Consider the following 16,650-nt stretch of genomic DNA (forward strand, 5'->3'; position numbering starts at 1 on the left):
ACCGCCGGCCGACCTCCGAAGTTCTGTTCAAGCCACGATGTTGCAACGTTTCAAGCTCGCTCCTGCGGGCAGAAGTTCGCGGTCTGAACAGAACCTCAGGAGCGAAGGATGAATCACGCCGCGATGTGGACTGTCACTCGGCGCGTGGCGGCGGAACCAGCGACCGCCGGCACGCGCGTCACCCCAGCGCCCCGACGGCGACGTCGGCCCAGAACGGCAGGGCGCAGGCGTGCGCGAGCCGCGCGACCGCCCACCGACCGACGACGGGGGCCGGCACGGCGGGGGCACGCGCAGCGGGGGCACGCACGGCGGGGGCACGCACGGCGGGGGCACGCACGGCGGGGGCACGCACCACAGGCGGGGGCACCACCGGTGTCCGCACGTTCGGCGTACTCACAGCAGGGGTACCCACGGTCGGGGTACATACCTTTGGCGCACTCACAGTCGGGATACGCACGTCTGACGCACTCACAGCCGAGGTACGCGCAGCAGGCCGTTCGACGTCGGCCCGGCTGTCTCCGTCGGCCCGGCCGACGACGCCCGGCCGGCCGGCGCCGTCCGCCCGGTCGACGACGTCCTGGGCGAACAGTCGCTCCAGGCGCGCGAGCTCGCCGGACCGGGCCGCCGCGACGAACGCCTCCAGGAGCGCCCGCCGCTTGTCGGCGAGCACCGTGCTGCGCCGCCCGGACGCGAGGTGCCTGCGCGCCCGGCTCACGAGCTGCCGCGCGGCGGCCTGCGAGAGCTGGACGATCTCCGCGATGTCGGCGTAGGCGTACTCGAACGCCTCGCGCAGCACGTAGGCGGCGCGCTCGGTGGGCGTGAGCCGTTCGAGCAGCACCAGCACCGCGACGCCGAGGGCCTCGGAGTGCTCCGCGCCGAGCGCCGGGTCGGGGCCCGTGTCGACCGGTTCGGGGAGCGCGGGGCCCGCACAGGTCTCGCGCCGGGTGTGGGCGCTGCGCAGCACGTTGATGGCCAGGCGGGTCGTCGTCGTGGTCAGGAACGCGTGCGGGTTCCGGACGACGGACCGGTCCGTGGTGTGCCAGCGGATCCAGGCGTCCTGCAGCACGTCCTCGACCTCGGCCGTCGACCCGAGCATGCGGTACACGATCCCGAACAGCTGCGGGCGGACCTCCGTGAACACGGCCACCGCCGCGTCGAGCCCCAAACCGTCCGGGTCCGATCGGCCACGGTCCGCGCCGGCCGGGCCTGATCTGTCCGGGCCTGATCCTGATCCGTCTGATCCTGATCCGGCCGAGACTGATCTGTCCGAGCCTGAGCCGTCCGCGCTCGCGCCGTCCGACCCTGCCTCTCCCTGCTCGGAACCACCCGGATCTGGGGCACCTGAAGCGGTCATGTCGTTACCTCGGGGACGAACGGCTGTCACAGCCGGCGCCCCCGACCGGTCGTACGTGTGAGGCCGATAAAAACACGGTCCGGTCCCCCTGTCCTGCGATGGCCGAGCCGTGATCCGGCATGCGACACCCATCGAGATGCATCGACACCATCGAGCAGCGGACGCGGGTACATCCACCGGCAACACCATCCACGCGCAGACGAACCCACGAACGACCGAACTCACGCGCAACCAACTCACGCGCGATCACCTCACGCGCAACCAACGCAAGGAGACACACATGAGCGAGCACGTGCTCGAGCCGGCGGCCCAGGCGTTCGCCGACGCGACCGCCAAGCCCCCGCTGCTCTACGAGCTGGGTGTCGACGGAGCCCGCAAGCTCCTCGACGACGTCCAGGCGGCACCGGTCGACAAGCCCGACGTCGACGAGAAGTGGATCACCGTCCCGGCCGACGTTGGCGACGTGCGGGTGCGCATCGTCAAGCCCCTCGGTACGAACGGCACGAACAGCGAGGGCAGCCAAGCCGGCAGGCACAGCGCGGCAGGCCGGCCGGAACTCCTGCCGGACCTGCTGCCGGCCGGTTCGTCTTCCGGATCGCCGAACGGGTCGCCGAACGGGTCGCCGGACGGTTCCCCGGCCGGTTCGGAGCCCCTGCTGCCGACCATCCTCTACGTGCACGGCGGCGGCTGGATCCTCGGCAACGCGGGCACGCACGACCGCCTCGTGCGCGAGCTGGCCGTGGGCGTCGGCGCGGCCGTGGTGTTCGTCGAGTACACCCGGTCGCCGGAGGCGCAGTACCCCGTGGCGATCGAGCAGGCGTACGCGACCGCGCGCTGGATCGCCCGGGAGGGCGCGGCGGAGGGCCTCGACGCGGCGCGGCTCGCCGTCGTCGGCGACTCGGTGGGCGGGAACATGACCGCCGCCCTGGCGATCCTGGCGAAGCAGCGCGGGGACGTGCGGTTCGTGCACCAGTCGCTGTACTACCCGGTCACGGACGCCGGGCAGGACACCGGAAGCTACCGCGAGTTCGCCGACGGCCCGCACCTGACGGCCAAGGCCATGGCGTGGTTCTGGGACGCCTACCTGCCGGACCTGGAGCGGCGCGGCGAGATCACCGCGTCCCCGCTGCGGGCCACCGCCGAGGACCTCGCTGGCCTGCCCGAGGCGTTCGTGGTGGTCGACGAGAACGACGTGCTGCGGGACGAGGGCGAGGCGTACGCCCGTCACCTGATCGCCGCCGGCGTGCCGACCACGACGGTCCGTTACAACGGCACGATCCACGACTTCCTGATGCTGAACCCCCTGCGCGGCACCGCGGCCACCACCGCGGCGCTGGAGCAGGCCGTCCACGTGCTGCGCAAGGCGCTGGGCTCCGGTTCCGACAAGCCAGCAGTACCGAACAACACAGCAGTACCGAGCAAGGGAGAGCAGTCATGACCACACCCACCGTCGTCCTGGTCCACGGGGCGTTCGCCGAGTCCTCGAGCTGGAACGCCGTCGTCGGGCACCTGCAGCAGCAGATGATCCCGGTGGTCGCCGCCGGCAACCCGCTGCGTTCGGTCGCGGGTGACGCGCAGTACGTGCGCGACGTCGTCGCCTCGATCGACGGCCCGGTCGTCCTGGCCGGCCACTCCTACGGCGGCATGGTCATCACCGAGGCCGCCGCCGCGAACCCGAAGGTCGTGGGCCTGGTCTACGTCGCGGCGTTCACGCCGGACACCGGCGAGAACGCGTTCGACCTGTCCGGCAAGTTCCCGGGCAGCACCCTGGGCGCGGCGCTCAAGGCCTACCCGGTCTCGACCGGCGGCAACGAGCTCGCGATCCGCCCGGAGGTGTTCGGCGAGCAGTTCGCCGCCGACGTCGACGCCGACCTCGCCGACCTGATGGCCGCGACCCAGCGGCCCGTGACCGAGGCGGCCCTGACCGACGGCCTGCCGGCGCCCGTGCCGGCGTGGCGCACCCTGCCGTCGTGGGTCGTGTACGGCGAGGCCGACCGCAACATCCCGGCCGAGCTGATCCGGTTCATGGCCGAGCGCGCCGGGGCCCGCGCGGTGACCGAGGTGCCCGGAGCCTCGCACGCGCTGAGCGTGTCGCACCCGGTCACGGTGGCCGAGACCATCATCACGGCGGTGCGGGCGACGTCGGACTGACGGGTACCCCACGCAGGACAACACAGGACAACACAGCACGACGCAGGAAGACGCAGGAAGACGCAGCACGACGCCGGCCGGGAGCCCTCCAGCATCCCGGCCGGCGTCGGCCTGCGGCCCTAACTGCTGCTCAGAGCGCGCCGACCACCGACAGGAGCTGGAGCCGTTCGTAGCTCTCCGTCCCCGGGACCGCGGTGAAGACCGTCAGGGCCTGGTTCTGGTCGGGGTCCAGCAGGGTCTGCCCGTGCACCTCCACGAGGCCCACCTCGGGGTGGTTCAGCCGCTTGGGCTCGCAGTACGGGCCGACGACGGGGTGCTCGTCCCACAGCGCAGCGAACTCCGTGCTGCGGTCGCGGAGGTTCGCCGCGATCTCTCCCGCCGGGGACCGGGGCCCGGTCTGCGCGTGCAGCGCCGCCAGGCGGGCCGCGAGCGTACGGCTGTGGTGGTCGTGGTCCTCCTCGGGGACCCGGTCCCGGGCCCGTGGGTCGGTGAACCACCGGTAGGCGCGCACACGGTCGGGCCCGGTGTACGACGTCTCGTCGCCGAGCAGCGCCGCCGCCAGGCGGGTCTGCCGCAGAGTCTCGCCCAGCACGTTCTCGACCTGGGCGGGCGCGTCCGCCAGCCCGTCCAGGATGCGCATCATCCCGGCGTTGATGTGGTCCCCGCGGTGGACCCGGCGGGGCAGCGCGTGCCCCGCCAGCTCCACGAGCCGGTCGCGCTCCTGGAGCGTCAGGTGCAGGCCGTGCGCGATGGCGCCGAGCACCTGCTCCGAGGGCACCGGCCCGCGCTGCTGCTCGATGCGGCTGTAGTAGTCGGCGGAGACGCCGCTCAGCGCCGCCACCTCCTCGCGCCGCAGCCCGCTGGTGCGCCGGCGTGAGCCGCGCGGCAGCCCGACGTCCTCGGGCTGGAGCGCCTCGCGCCGGGTCCTGAGGAAGTCGGCCAGCTGCTGGCGGTCCATCGTCATCTCGCTCTCGTGCTGATCCTGCTCGTCGTGCGCGTGCGGGCGCCGCCCGCGTCCGTCACGCGGCCGGGCCGTCCGGGAACCGGACGCCGGTCAGGCCCTCCGAGACGTCCCACAGCCGGCTCGCGGCGGCCTCGTCGGTCGCCGCACGGTAGACGCGCTGCGGTGCGGAGCTGCCCGTGAAGTGGCCAACGCCGTCGGGCCCGTAGAACGTCCCGCCCTCGGCCGTGACGTCCGTGACCGCCTGCAGGGCGGGCAGGATCCCCATCTCGACCGGCTGCACCATGACGCCCAGGCCGAGCAGCCGGCGCATGACGGCGTCCATCCGCGGGGGCTCGCCCGTGCTGGTTCCGGCTCCCGTGCCTGTGCCTGCGCCTGTTCCCGCGCCCGTACCCGTACCCAGAGCAGGGCCGGCCGCGTACAGGCCGGTGTAGGTGGTGCCGGGGTGGGCCGCGTTGCTCACGATGCCCCAGCCGTGCGCCCGGCTGCGCCGGTCCAGCTCGAGGGCGAACATGAGCTGGGCGAGCTTGGAGAAGTTGTAGGCCCGCACGGGCGAGTAGGCGCGCTCGCTGTTCAGGTCGGCCCAGTCGATCGCGCCGAACCGGGCCGCGGCGCTCGACATCGTGGTCACGCGGGCACCCGGCCGGCCGTCGGCAGCGATCAGCAGCGGCAGCAGCCGCCCCACGAGCGCCATGTGCCCCAGGTGGTTGGTGCCGAGCTGGAGCTCGAACCCGTCGACGGTCGTGTGCCGCGTCGGCGGCGTCATCACGCCGGCGTTGGCGACCAGCAGGTCGATCGGCCGCCCGTCGGCCAGCAGGTCGTCCGCGAGCGCCGCGACCGACCCCAGGGAGGCGAGGTCGAGCGGCCGGGTGCCGACGACGGCGTCCGGCACCGCGGCCCGCAGGCGCGCGACGGCCGCCTCGCCCTTGGCCGGGTTGCGCACGGGCAGCACGAGCTCGGCCCCGGCCCGTGCGAGCCGCTCGGCCAGCCCGAGGCCGATGCCGTCGCTCGCGCCGGTCACCAGGGCGCGGCGACCGCTCAGGTCGGGCACGACGACGTCGGTGTACCGGCGGGGGCGGTGCTTCACGGGGGTGCTGGTGCGGGTCGTCTTCTGCAGTGCTGTCTTGCTCTCGGCTGTCTTCTTCAGTACTGCCTTGCTCACGGCTGTCTTCCTCACGGCTGGTCCCACACCGGCCGGGCGGCCGGTCCACATCAGCGTGAGCGCGCCCCGGGACCTGATCCAGGTTCGAGTTGTCCGTGCCTACGGCCGCCCTGCCTGACCAGCGCCCCGACCAGCGCCCCGACCAGCGCGCACAGCACCTGACCTGCACTGTGACCACCACCACGTCACATCCGGCCGCGCTGTTTTGTCGAACTGGTAAGACCACCAGGAGGGTGTCATGGAGAAGATTCTGATCGTCGGCGGCGGCTACGCGGGCTTCTACACCGCGTGGGGCCTGGAGAAGAAGCTCCGCAGGGGCGAGGCCGAGGTGACGCTCGTCGACCCGCACGGCTACATGACCTACCAGCCGTTCCTGCCCGAGGTCACCGCCGGCTCGATCGAGGCGCGCCACGTCATGGTGTCGCTGCGCCGCCACCTGCACCGCACCACGATCATCGCCGGCCACACCACGAAGATCGACCACGCGAACCGCACCGCGACCGTCCGCACCAACGACGGCGCCCTGCGGGAGGTCGGCTACGACACGATCGTCGTCACCGCCGGCGCCGTGACCCGGACGTTCCCGGTCCCGGGCATCGAGCAGGAGGCGATCGGCCTCAAGCACGTGGAGGAGGCGGTCGCGATCCGCGACGCGCTGCTGACCGCGTTCGACCGGGCCGCGCTGCTCCCACCGGGGGTCGAGCGCCGCCGGCTGCTGACGGTCACCGTCGTGGGTGGCGGATTCACCGGCGTCGAGGTGTTCGGCGAGCTGCTGTCGCTGGCCACGGCGCTGCTGAAGTCCTACCCGGAGCTGGGCCGCGACGACCTGGCCTTCCACCTCGTCGACTCGAACAAGCGCATCCTGCCGGAGGTCACCGACGAGCCGGGCCGCTGGGTGGTGCGCCACCTGCAGGAGCGGGGCGGGCGCATCCACCTCGGCACGCAGGTCGTCTCGGCTGCCGAGGGCCGGATCATGCTCTCCACCGGGGAGTCGTACGGCAACGGCCTGCTGATCTGGGCCGCCGGCAACGGCAGCAACCCCGTCGTCGCGAAGAACACGGACCTGCCGGTCGACGAGCGCGGCCTCATCCGTGCACGCGCGGACCTGCGGGTCGGCACCGACGAGGCGCCCGTCCCCGACGCGTGGGCCGCCGGTGACAACGCCGCCGTCCCCGACCTGGCCTCCCCCGTGCCGGGCGCGCGGACCGTGCCGAACGCACAGCACGCCGTCCGCCAGGGCAAGCTGCTCGCGGCCAACCTGGTCGCGGACCTGCGGGGCAAGAAGGTCAAGCCGTACCTGCACCACAGCCTCGGCACGGTCGCCACCCTCGGCATCGGGCGCGGCATCTTCCAGTACAAGAAGCTGGTCATCAAGGGCTTCCCGGCCTGGCTCATGCACCGCGGCTACCACGTGCTGGCCGTGCCGACCTGGGAGCGCAAGGTGCGCGTCCTGCTGGTCTGGGCGTCGGCGGTGTTCTTCGGCCGCGACATCATCCCGCTGTCCACGGTGCAGAAGCCGCGCGCCGCGTTCCTCGCCGGCGGCGACCCGTTCGCGGGAGTGGAGCGGACGGCGTCGGCTCCGGCTCCGGCTCCGGTTCCGGATCCGGTTCCGGATCCGGTTCCCGCGACCACGACGCCGGCAGCCACGGCCTCGGCGGCCGCCGTCCCGGCGGCCCCGACGGTCACCGCGGCCGCCGACGCCGCCAACGCAGCCCCCGCCGCCGACGCTGCCCCCGCGCGGCCCGAGCTGAGCGTGGTGCGCGATGCAGGTTGACGTTGCCCGCAAGGGCGCACAGCGCCGCCGGGGCAAGCAGAGCCGCCGAACCCAGGCGATCCGTGCCCGGATCGACGAGCTGGGCCGGCGGCGGGTGCAGCTGCACTGGTCGAACCTGTTCGGCGTCGTGACCTTCACATGCTTCGTCGTCCTGGCCGTGACCGGCATCCTGCTGGCGTTCACCTACACGCCGTCGAACGAGCTGGTCACCTACACGGGGCCCTACGGGCCCCTGCAGGGGGCCACGGTGACCGAGGCGTTCGCCTCGACCATGCGCATCTCGTTCGAGCAGACCGGCGGCCTGCTGCTGCGCCAGACGCACCACTGGGCGGCGCTGGTCATGCCCGCGTCGATCATCATGCAGCTGCTGATCACGTTCTTCAGCGGCGGGTTCCGGCGGCCGCGGCAGCTGAGCTGGGTGCTGCTGGTGGCGGCGTTCGTGCTGGTGCTCGCCGCCGGCTGGAGCGGGTACGCCCTGCCGGACGACATGCTGTCGGGCACGGGCCTGCGCATCGTCGAGGGCGTGGTGCTGAGCATCCCGTTCATCGGCACCTGGATCGCCGGCGTGATGTTCGGCGGGCCGTTCCCCGGCCAGATCATCGAGAACCTCTACCCGCTGCACGTGGCGATCGCCCCGGGGCTGCTCGTCGTCGTCCTCGTCGCCCGTGCCGCCCTCGCCCTCCGGGACGGGCAGGCCAAGCAGTTCCGGCCCGAGCCCGTCCCGACGCTCGGCCTGCGTCTCTGGCCCGACGCAGCCTTCCGCGCCCTCGGCATGATGGGCATCACCGGCTCCGTGCTGGTGCTGCTCGGCGCGACGTCCACGATCAGCCCCGTCTGGTCCTACGGGCCGGCGTCGGTCGGCGAGGTCGGGGCGGGGAGCCAGCCCGACTGGTACATGGGGTTCCTCGACGGCGCCCTGCGCCTCGTGCCGGCCGGCTGGGAGACCGTGTGGGGCGGCTGGACGGTGACCTTCGCGACGCTGGTGCCGCTCGCGGTGGTGGGCGTCTGGTTCGGGCTGCTCGTCGTCTACCCGTACGTCGAGGCGTGGGTCACGCAGGACCGTGGTCGGCACGACGTGCTGGACCGGCCGCGCCACTTCCCGGTCCGCACCGGGATCGGCGTAGCGGGCGCGCTCTTCTACGGCATCCTGTGGGGCGCCGCGAGCGCCGACATCGTCTCGACGGAGTTCAACGTCAGCTTCGAGTCGGTGATCACGTTCCTGCAGGTGCTGCTGCTGGTCGGCCCGGCGCTGGCGTTCGAGGTCACCCGGCGGGTGTGCGTCGGGCTGCAGCGCAAGGACCGCGAGATCGCGCTGCACGGGCACGAGACGGGCCGGATCGTGCGGATGAGCAACGGCGGGTACGCCGAGATCCACCAGCAGGCCGACCCGGCCGAGCGGGCGCGGCTGGCGGTCGTCCCCGTGGCGGCCGCCCCGGGCCGCACGGACGGCGCGGGCCGCCTGCACGGCGCCGAACGGCTGCGCGGGGCGCTGTCCCGGGCGTTCGGCACGGGGCACGTGGTCCCGGCCGCGACGGCACGCGACGAGGCCCGGCAGGGCCGGGCGCTGGTGGGGCCGGGCGGGGCTGCTAGCCGCCGAGCGCCGAGAACGCCTCGTAGACCATGAAGGCGGGCCAGAAGAGGCCCTGGACGATGGCCCAGATGAACTCCCAGAAGCCGTCGGCCTGCTGCCAGAAGTAGACCCAGGCCCCGATGACGCCGAGCCCGTAGATGGCGCCGCCGCCGGCCGCCGCACGTGAGTCGCTCATGACGCACCTCCTGCGCCAACGCTACGCGGGCGACGGTCCGGCGTCCCGCTGAACAGGGCGGGGACGCCGGGAACCGCCTCTCCCCTTCGAGGCCTAAGTTTCTTCGCTCTGAGCCGGCTCAAAGCGAAGAAACTTAGGCCTCGAAAGCGTGCAGCGCGCGCACGAGCCAGTCGAGGAGCCGGGCCCGCTCCTCGGGCACGCCCTCGGACAGCCGGGCCGCGGCGTGCGCCACGAGCCAGGGCTCCAGGTCCCGCAGCGGGCGGTCCGCGCCGTCGGCGTAGGCGAGCGCGTAGCCGCGCGTGAGCATCGACCGCCCGGCCGCGACGAGCCCGCGGGACACGAGGCCGTCGGCCGGCAGCGGGTCGGCCCACTGCAGCAGGAGGATCGCCCGCGCGTGGTCGGACTCGGGCACGCCGCGGGCCGCGTTCGGCCAGTCGATGACGCTGACCCGCTCGCCGGAGACCATCACGTTGCCGGGGTGGTAGTCGCCGTGGCAAAGGCGGTCCCCTGACGGCAGACCGTCGAGCAGGCGCAGCGCGAACCCCCGCAGCTCCCGCGACAGGGACGCCTCCCCGATCCGGGCGGCGAGCACCTGGCGGACGTCGGGCAGGTCCTCGGGCGCCGCGACCTCGTGGACCGCGAGGTGCGTCTCGGCCAGGACGCGGGCGAGCGAGCGCACCCGCCACGGCCGACGCTGCAGCACGTCGAGCATGTCGGCGCCGGCCACGCGCTCCAGCACCAGGCCCGGCCGCCCGTCGCGCGTGACGACCTCGACCAGGTCGGGCGCCACACGGTGCCCGGCGAGCGCGGCCAGGGCCGCGGCCTCGGCCTGGTGCCCGTCGAACCCATCGCGGTAGAGCTTCACGACGGCGTCGGCGCCCCAGGCGTACACCTCGGCCTCCCGGCCCACGCCGATCCGGGGCCCGAGACCGGGACCTTCGGCGGCGCGGCCTGCGCCGTCGGTCGAGTCGATCATCGGGCCAGTGTGCCGGGCGGACGGCGGCGCTCACCACCTCCGTTTCGGGTGGTCTCCGAGCGCGCCATTAGTTCAAGAAACGAACGCCGGGCCTTGTCGCAGGACGGTTTGCCCCATGAAATGCGCCCAGAGATGAGCCAGGTGGTGGAACACCAGACCAAATCATGAATAGATCACCCGGGTGATCCTTTGTTCTGCAACCTGCTTTTCGGGTCCTCAAACTTGCACGGCGACTAACATCTGGCCCCTGAGGAGTGACCGGTCATCAGAGCAGAGGCCCGCACATGGACATCGCAGAGCGAATTGCATCCCTCGCAACCAAGATTGAACAGCAGAAGGCCAACATCGCCACGGAAGAGGCGACCAAGAACGCATTTATCATGCCGTTCATCGCGCACGTTCTCGGTTACGACGTCTTCAACCCTGACGAGGTGGTGCCGGAGTTCACGGCCGACATCGGCACCAAGAAGGGCGAGAAGATCGACTACGCGATCGTCAAGGAGGGCGAGGTCCAGATCCTGATCGAGGCCAAGGCCGTCGGCGCACCGCTCACGCTCAACCACGCCTCTCAGCTGTTCCGCTACTTCGCGGTCGCGAACGCACGGATCGCCATCCTGACGAACGGCCAGCGCTATCACTTCTTCACCGACCTGGACCGGCCCAACCGGATGGATGACACACCATTCCTCCAGCTGGACCTGCTGGAGCTCGACGAGTCGCTCATCCCCGAGGTCCAGAAGCTGACCAAGGAGACCTTTGACGTCGACTCCGTGGTCAGCGCCGCCGAGGAGCTCAAGTACATCGGAGCGCTCAAGCGAACCCTCGCGGCGCAGTTCCGGGACGCCGACGACGAGTGGGTCAAGGGGCTGACCAGCCGCGTCTACAAGGGCTCGTTCACGCAGAAGGTTCGTGAGCAGTTCCGCGTCCTCGCCTCAAAGGCGATGCAGCAGTTCCTCGCCGACCAGGTGAACGACAGGATCAAGGCCGCACTCGGCGGAAAGGTGTACGCCACGGTCGGCACCACCGACCTCACAGCAGAGGCATCGGTGGAGACAGAGCTCGACGATTCGAGCTCCGGATCGGAACGCGGTCTGGAGACGACCCTCGAGGAGATCGAGGCGTTCCAGATAGTTCGGGCGATCGCCTGCAGCGAGGTACCTCCGGTCCGCATCGTTCAGCGCGACACGAAGAGCTACATGGGCGTCCTGCTCGACGACAACAACCGCAAGCCCATCGCGAGGCTCCACTTCAACACCGGGCAGAAGTATCTGGGGCTCTTCGACCACGAGAAGGTCGAGACCCGGCACGCGATCGAGTCCCTCGACCAGATCTACGACCACGCGGAACACATTCGCAAGACGGTGCACTACTACGAGTGACGCACCGAGCGCCGCAGGCAGGGCTTGACCGCCCCGGCCTGCGGCGCTTTTTCGTGCCCAACGTCGCTCGCCCGCACACCGGGCGCCCCTGCTCCGACCAACACCGCGCCGCAGCCGCGGCGGTCGCCGAGCCGTCGAGCCGTCGAGCCGTCGAGCCGTCGAGCACAGCAGTTGCTGCCAGGCCGGCCCGATCCTGGCAGTAACTGCTGTGGTCAACGCCGCCCGCCTGACGACACCGCCGCTCCCTGACGACGCCGGTCCGGCCGGGCCGCGGTCGGGTGATTTATCCCGGGAAGTGCCGACCTGGCTTGACTTTATCAGGCTCGCCTCGCCTAAGTTAGGCACACCTAATTCCATACCGGGCTGTGCCCCGGCGTACGAGGGAGTGTTCGATGCCGCGCCAGTCCGGAGCCGATGATCGCGCCGCGAGACCGACGGCCGTCATACCGACGTCGGACCTGGTCAGCCGCAACGGACGGCTCAGCCGCACCGCACCTCACCGGCACTCCGCACCTCAGGGGCACACCACACCGCACAGCCACACCGGACCCCACAGCCACACCGGACCGCACAGCCACACCGCGCCGCACGATCCCACCGTCCCACGCCGGCGCTCCCCCCGCGCCCTCGCGGCCGTCGCGGCTCTCGGCGTCGTCGCGCTCCTCGCCGGGTGCGGGCTGCAGCTTCCCCTGGCGGGCCACGCGGACGACGGCGGCGCCGTCGTCGGCACCGAGCCGCTGAGCGAGCTCGAGCCGATCGCCGACCCGCGCGACTGGACCGGGGAGCTCACCGTGGGGACGCCCGAGCGCGCCGTCGACCCCGTCGCCACCGACCCGAGCCCGGCCCTGCCCGCGACCGTCACGGACGCGCAGGGCACCGAGGTCACCGTGACCGACACCAGCCGCATCCTCGCCCTGGACCTGTACGGGTCGCTCTCGCGGATCGTGTTCGAGCTCGGCCTGGGCGACAGCGTCGTCGGTCGGGACGTGTCCTCGGGGTTCCCGGAGATCGCCGACCGGCCGCTGGTCACGTCCAACGGGCACGAGCTCACCGGGGAGGCGATCCTCGACCTGGCGCCGACCGTGATCCTCACCGACACCACGCTCGGGCCGTGGGACGTGGTGCTGCAGATGCGCGACGCCGGCATCCCCGTCGTCGTCCTGGACGCTCACCGCAGCCTGGAGACCTCCGCCGACCTGGCCCGCGCCACGGGCGAAGCGCTGGGCCTGCCGGCCGAGGGCGCGGCCCTGGCCGAGCGTACCGAGGCCGCCGTGGACGCCACCCTGGAGCAGGTCGCGGCCCTCGCCCCGGACGACGCCGCCGTCCGGCCGCGCGTGATCTTCCTCTACGTGCGCGGGCAGTCCGGCGTCTACTACCTGTTCGGCGACGAGTCGGGCGCCGACTCCCTCATCGAGGGCCTGGGCGGGATCGACGCCGCCGCCGAGGTGGGCTGGAAGGGCATGCGGCCCCTGAACGACGAGGGCCTGGTGTCCATGCAGCCCGACCTGGTGCTGCTCATGACCGGCGGCCTGGAGTCCGTGGGCGGCGTCGACGGGCTGCTGGAGCAGGTGCCCGCCCTGGCGCAGACTCCGGCCGGCGAGCACCGCCGGTTCGTCGCCATGGACGACACCGAGATCCTGTCGTTCGGGCCGAAGTCGGCGGACGTGCTCGACGCGCTCGCCCGGGCGTTCTACGCGCCGGAGAGCCTCTCGTGACCCCGACGACGCGCGCGTCCGGCAGCCCTTCCGTGAGCCCCACGGCCCGCCCGCCGGTGCAGCCTGGGCAGCCCGACGCCGGTTCGGTCGCGAGCGCACCCGCCGGTACGCCCGCCCTTCCGCCGTCCCGCCCGGCCCGTACCGCGCTCGTCGCGGGCGGCCTGGTCGTCGCGCTCGGCGTGCTGGCCGTCGTGGCCGCCGGCTCCGGCCAGCTCAGCGTGCCGCCCGCCGAGGTGGTGGGCTCGCTGCTGCACCACGCGGGCCTCGACGTCGGACGCATGCCGAGCCACCCCAACGGCGACGCCGCGCTGTGGACCATCCGGTTCCCGCGCGTGGTCATGGCCGCGCTGGTGGGGGCGGCGCTGGCGACCGCGGGCGCCGTCATGCAGGGCGTGTTCGGCAACCCGCTCGCCGAGCCCGGCGTCGTCGGCGTCTCGTCGGGGGCCGCCGTGGCGGCGTCCGTGACGATCGTCCTGGGCCTGACGGCGCTGGGGCCGTGGACGACCGCCGTCGCCGCCTTCGCGGGCGGCCTGGCGGCGACGTTCCTGGTCTACGGCCTGGCGCGCTCCGCGGGCCGCACCGAGATCGTGACGCTGGTGCTCACCGGCGTGGCCGTGAACGCCGTCTGCGGCGCGGGGCTCGCCCTGACGACGTTCCTGGGCGACACGCAGGCCCGGGAGCAGATCGTGTTCTGGCAGCTCGGCTCGTTCAACGGCACCCGGTGGGCGTACGTCGGCGTGGTCGCGCCGCTCGTGCTGCTCGGCCTGGTCGGCGCGCTGCTCCTGGCCCGCCGCCTCGACCTGCTGTCCCTGGGTGAGCGGTCGGCGCGGCACCTCGGCGTCGACGTCGAGCGGCTGCGCGTGCTCAGCATCGTCGTGGTCGCCGTGCTCACCGCGGCGGGCGTGGCGTTCTGCGGCATCATCGCGTTCGTCGGCCTGGTGGTGCCGCACCTGATCCGCATGGCCGTGGGACCGGCGCACCGCGTGCTGGTGCCGCTCAGCGCCCTCGGCGGGGCCGTGCTGCTGCTCGGCGCCGACCTCGTGGCGCGCACCGCTGTCGGCTACGCCGACCTGCCGATCGGCATGCTCACCGCGCTGGTCGGCGGACCGTTCTTCTTCTGGCTCATCCGCCGCACGCGCCGCACGGCGGGAGGCTGGGCATGAGCGGGCAGGCAGACGGGCAGCTGACTCCCCTGCTCACGCTGACCGGCGTCCAGGTCCGCGCCGGGGACGCCGTCCTCCTGGACGACGTCGACCTCGACGTCCGGCCGGGCGAGGTGCTCGTCGTCGTCGGCCCGAACGGCGCCGGCAAGTCCACGCTGGTCTCCGTCCTGGCCGGCGACCGCGCGCCCGACGCCGGCCAGGCGGCCTGGACCGGCACGCCGCTGGGCGCCGTCCGGCCCGCCGAGCTGGCTCGGCTGCGAGCCGTGCTGCTCCAGGAGAACCAGGTCAGCTTCCCGTTCCGCGTGATCGACGTGGTCCGGATGGGCCGGGCGCCCTGGCAGGGCTCAGGCAAGCAGGGCTCAGGCAGGCAAGCCTCCGGCACCCCCGCCGACGACGACGCCGTGGTCGCCCGCGCCCTGGACGCCGCCGACGTCGCCGGGCTGGCCGAGCGGCGCTTCCCGACCCTGTCGGGCGGCGAGAAGGCGCGCACCTCGTTCGCGCGGCTGCTCGCCCAGGACACCACGCTGCTCCTGCTCGACGAGCCGACCGCCGCGCTGGACGTGCGGCACACCGAGCACGTGCTGCGCCAGGCGCGGCGGCACGCGGCCGGGGGCGGCGCCGTCGTCGTCGTGCTGCACGACCTGGCGCTCGCCGCCGCCTGGGCCGACCGGGTGCTGGTGCTCGACGGCGGGCGGGTCGCCGGGCTCGGCGCCCCGGCCGAGGTGCTCACCGCCGACCTGCTCTCCCGGGTCTACGAGCACCCGGTCGACGTGCTGCGGCACCCGCTCACGGGCGGGCTGCTGGTGCTGCCGCGGTACGGCCACACCTGGGACTCGACCCGCCCGGAGCACCCGACCGGCAGCACCCCGCCCCACCCCGACGAGCAGCCGCAGCCCACCGTCAAGGAAGCCGTATGACCTCACGTCACCTGCCCCGTCCCGCGATCTCCCTGGTCGCCCTCGTCGTCGTGGTCGCGGTCGCGCTGCTCGGCCCGGTGCTGACGGCGCACGCCGCCGCCCGCGTCGCCGTGTCCGGCTCGCTCGACCCGGACCGGGCCTCGACCGTGCGCGTCTCGGGCAGCGGGTTCCAGTCCGTGCCCAAGGCGTTCGGCGGCGTGTACGTGTTCTTCGGCTGGGTCTCGGACCCGTCCGGCGGGTCGTGGGCGCCGAGCCGCGGGGGTGTGTCCGGCGACACCTACCGCTACGTCCCCGACGCGGAGACCGCGCAGAACGCCGGCTACCAGCGCTTCGTCGCGTTCCCCGGCTCGAGCACGGAGGCGGAGGCCAACGGCGGGACGCTGGCCGCGAACGGGACCTGGTCCACGAACCTCGTGATCCCCGGCGCCCGCTTCAAGGCCGCCGACGGCGGCACCGTGGACTGCACCGCCGTGCAGTGCGGCATCATCACGATCGGCGCGCACGGGGTGCGCAACGCGAACAACGAGTCGTTCACACCGGTGCGGTTCGCGGGAAGCGGTTCGGGCTCCGGCTCCGGCTCCGGCGGTACCTCGGACGGCGGGGGCGGCGGAGGCGCCGGAGCGGGCGCCTCAGGTGCCGGCACGGCCGACGGCGCGGGTGCCGGCGGATCCGACGCCGGGGCGAGCGGTTCCGCGAACGGCACGGGCTCGGGCGGCACCGACGGCGGCACCGGTGACGCCGCCGACGGCGACAAGAAGCGCCCCAGCAAGGCCAGCCTCGGCGTCGACCAGGCCACGGCCGTCGTCGGCCGGGTGCTGAGCTTCGGCGCGCAGGGCCTGGAGCCCGGCGAGCAGGTGAGCGTCACGCTCGACGACGGCCTGGTCGCCGTCGGGCCGCTGGTCGCGGGCAACCACGGCGAGGTCGCGGGGCTGCTGGAGCTGCCCTCCGGCCTGCGGACCGGAACGCACGTGCTGCGGCTGACGGCGGCGTCGTCCGGCACCACGGTCGAGACGGAGCTGACGGTCACCCGCGACCCGGCCGAGGTCTCGGCCGCGGAGGCCGCCGCGGAAGCGGCCGGAACCGCGGCGGGCGCCGTGGGAGGAGCCGGAGCCGACGGAGGCGCGAGCACCGACGCGAGCACCTGGCGGCCCGAGGAGATCGCCGTGGGCGTCGCGGCGCTGCTGCTGCTCGTCGTGATCCTGTCGTCGCTGGTCACGTCGCTCAAGCGACGCGCGGACCGCCGCCGGGCGGAGCGGGACGCAGCAGAGGCGTCGGAACCCGCGAGCGCCGCCCCGGTCGAGCAGGCCGACCAGGAGGTGCGCGCATGACCCG

General features: G+C 73.1%; 14 protein-coding genes. 9 read left to right on the plus strand and 5 right to left on the minus strand.

Annotation, left to right across the window (positions count from 1 at the left end):
* Positions 1-178 precede the first annotated feature (178 nt).
* On the minus strand, positions 179-1,141 hold the full coding sequence (locus tag ACFU5G_RS01980; RefSeq protein WP_377240232.1) for a sigma-70 family RNA polymerase sigma factor: 963 nt from the start codon (positions 1,139-1,141) through the stop codon (positions 179-181).
* 493 nt (positions 1,142-1,634) lie between these two features.
* On the opposite strand from ACFU5G_RS01980, the gene ACFU5G_RS01985 reads away from it, so the two are divergent.
* Both ACFU5G_RS01985 and ACFU5G_RS01990 read left to right on the plus strand, forming a co-directional pair.
* Positions 1,635-2,792, plus strand: coding sequence for an alpha/beta hydrolase (locus ACFU5G_RS01985; RefSeq protein WP_377240234.1), 1,158 nt, complete (start codon positions 1,635-1,637; stop codon positions 2,790-2,792).
* The gene (locus ACFU5G_RS01990) at positions 2,789-3,505 is read left to right on the plus strand and encodes an alpha/beta fold hydrolase (protein ID WP_377240236.1); all 717 of its coding nucleotides are present in this window, start codon (positions 2,789-2,791) and stop codon (positions 3,503-3,505) included. Before ACFU5G_RS01985 ends, ACFU5G_RS01990 begins: the two co-directional genes overlap by 4 nt.
* 130 nt (positions 3,506-3,635) lie before the next feature.
* Here the strand turns inward: ACFU5G_RS01990 and ACFU5G_RS01995 are convergent, their stop codons facing one another.
* Together ACFU5G_RS01995 and ACFU5G_RS02000 are read right to left on the minus strand one after the other, a co-directional pair.
* Entirely contained in the window at positions 3,636-4,469 is an 834-nt protein-coding gene (locus ACFU5G_RS01995; protein WP_377240239.1) for a helix-turn-helix transcriptional regulator, read from the minus strand.
* A gap of 55 nt (positions 4,470-4,524) precedes the next feature.
* Positions 4,525-5,553: an SDR family oxidoreductase gene (locus ACFU5G_RS02000; RefSeq protein ID WP_377240313.1), complete on the minus strand. Its 1,029-nt coding sequence runs from the start codon at positions 5,551-5,553 to the stop codon at positions 4,525-4,527.
* Between the two features lie 313 nt (positions 5,554-5,866).
* On the opposite strand from ACFU5G_RS02000, the gene ACFU5G_RS02005 reads away from it, so the two are divergent.
* Positions 5,867-7,402, plus strand: a complete 1,536-nt coding sequence (locus ACFU5G_RS02005; protein WP_377240242.1) for an NAD(P)/FAD-dependent oxidoreductase — start codon at positions 5,867-5,869, stop codon at positions 7,400-7,402.
* A complete protein-coding gene (locus tag ACFU5G_RS02010) occupies positions 7,392-9,026 on the plus strand; it encodes a cytochrome bc complex cytochrome b subunit (protein WP_377240244.1) in 1,635 nt (544 codons plus the stop codon). Before ACFU5G_RS02005 ends, ACFU5G_RS02010 begins: the two co-directional genes overlap by 11 nt.
* On the opposite strand, the gene ACFU5G_RS02015 is transcribed toward ACFU5G_RS02010, so the two are convergent.
* Positions 8,989-9,168, minus strand: a complete 180-nt coding sequence (locus tag ACFU5G_RS02015; protein ID WP_020015117.1) for a hypothetical protein — start codon at positions 9,166-9,168, stop codon at positions 8,989-8,991. The two genes, ACFU5G_RS02010 and ACFU5G_RS02015, sit on opposite strands and share 38 nt — an antisense overlap.
* Before the next feature lie 133 nt (positions 9,169-9,301).
* Entirely contained in the window at positions 9,302-10,144 is an 843-nt protein-coding gene (locus ACFU5G_RS02020) for a phosphotransferase (RefSeq protein ID WP_377240246.1), read from the minus strand.
* A gap of 284 nt (positions 10,145-10,428) precedes the next feature.
* On the opposite strand from ACFU5G_RS02020, the gene ACFU5G_RS02025 reads away from it, so the two are divergent.
* The 5 genes from ACFU5G_RS02025 to ACFU5G_RS02045 all read left to right on the plus strand — a co-directional run bounded on the left by ACFU5G_RS02025 (position 10,429) and on the right by ACFU5G_RS02045 (position 16,646).
* Positions 10,429-11,523 (plus strand): type I restriction enzyme HsdR N-terminal domain-containing protein, encoded by a 1,095-nt coding sequence (locus tag ACFU5G_RS02025; protein WP_377240316.1) that lies wholly within the window; start codon positions 10,429-10,431, stop codon positions 11,521-11,523.
* 392 nt (positions 11,524-11,915) lie between these two features.
* Positions 11,916-13,238: a hemin ABC transporter substrate-binding protein gene (locus ACFU5G_RS02030; protein ID WP_377240248.1), complete on the plus strand. Its 1,323-nt coding sequence runs from the start codon at positions 11,916-11,918 to the stop codon at positions 13,236-13,238.
* Positions 13,239-13,399: 161 nt separating this feature from the next.
* On the plus strand, positions 13,400-14,401 hold the full coding sequence (locus tag ACFU5G_RS02035) for a FecCD family ABC transporter permease (RefSeq protein ID WP_377240319.1): 1,002 nt from the start codon (positions 13,400-13,402) through the stop codon (positions 14,399-14,401).
* Positions 14,398-15,318, plus strand: coding sequence for a heme ABC transporter ATP-binding protein (locus ACFU5G_RS02040; protein ID WP_377240250.1), 921 nt, complete (start codon positions 14,398-14,400; stop codon positions 15,316-15,318). The genes ACFU5G_RS02035 and ACFU5G_RS02040 overlap by 4 nt, the downstream gene beginning before the upstream one ends.
* Positions 15,315-16,646, plus strand: coding sequence for a hypothetical protein (locus tag ACFU5G_RS02045; RefSeq protein ID WP_377240252.1), 1,332 nt, complete (start codon positions 15,315-15,317; stop codon positions 16,644-16,646). The genes ACFU5G_RS02040 and ACFU5G_RS02045 overlap by 4 nt, the downstream gene beginning before the upstream one ends.
* The last annotated feature ends 4 nt before the right edge of the window (positions 16,647-16,650 follow it).

This window comes from Promicromonospora sp. NPDC057488 (assembly GCF_042802395.1).
Lineage (GTDB): Bacteria > Actinomycetota > Actinomycetes > Actinomycetales > Cellulomonadaceae > Promicromonospora.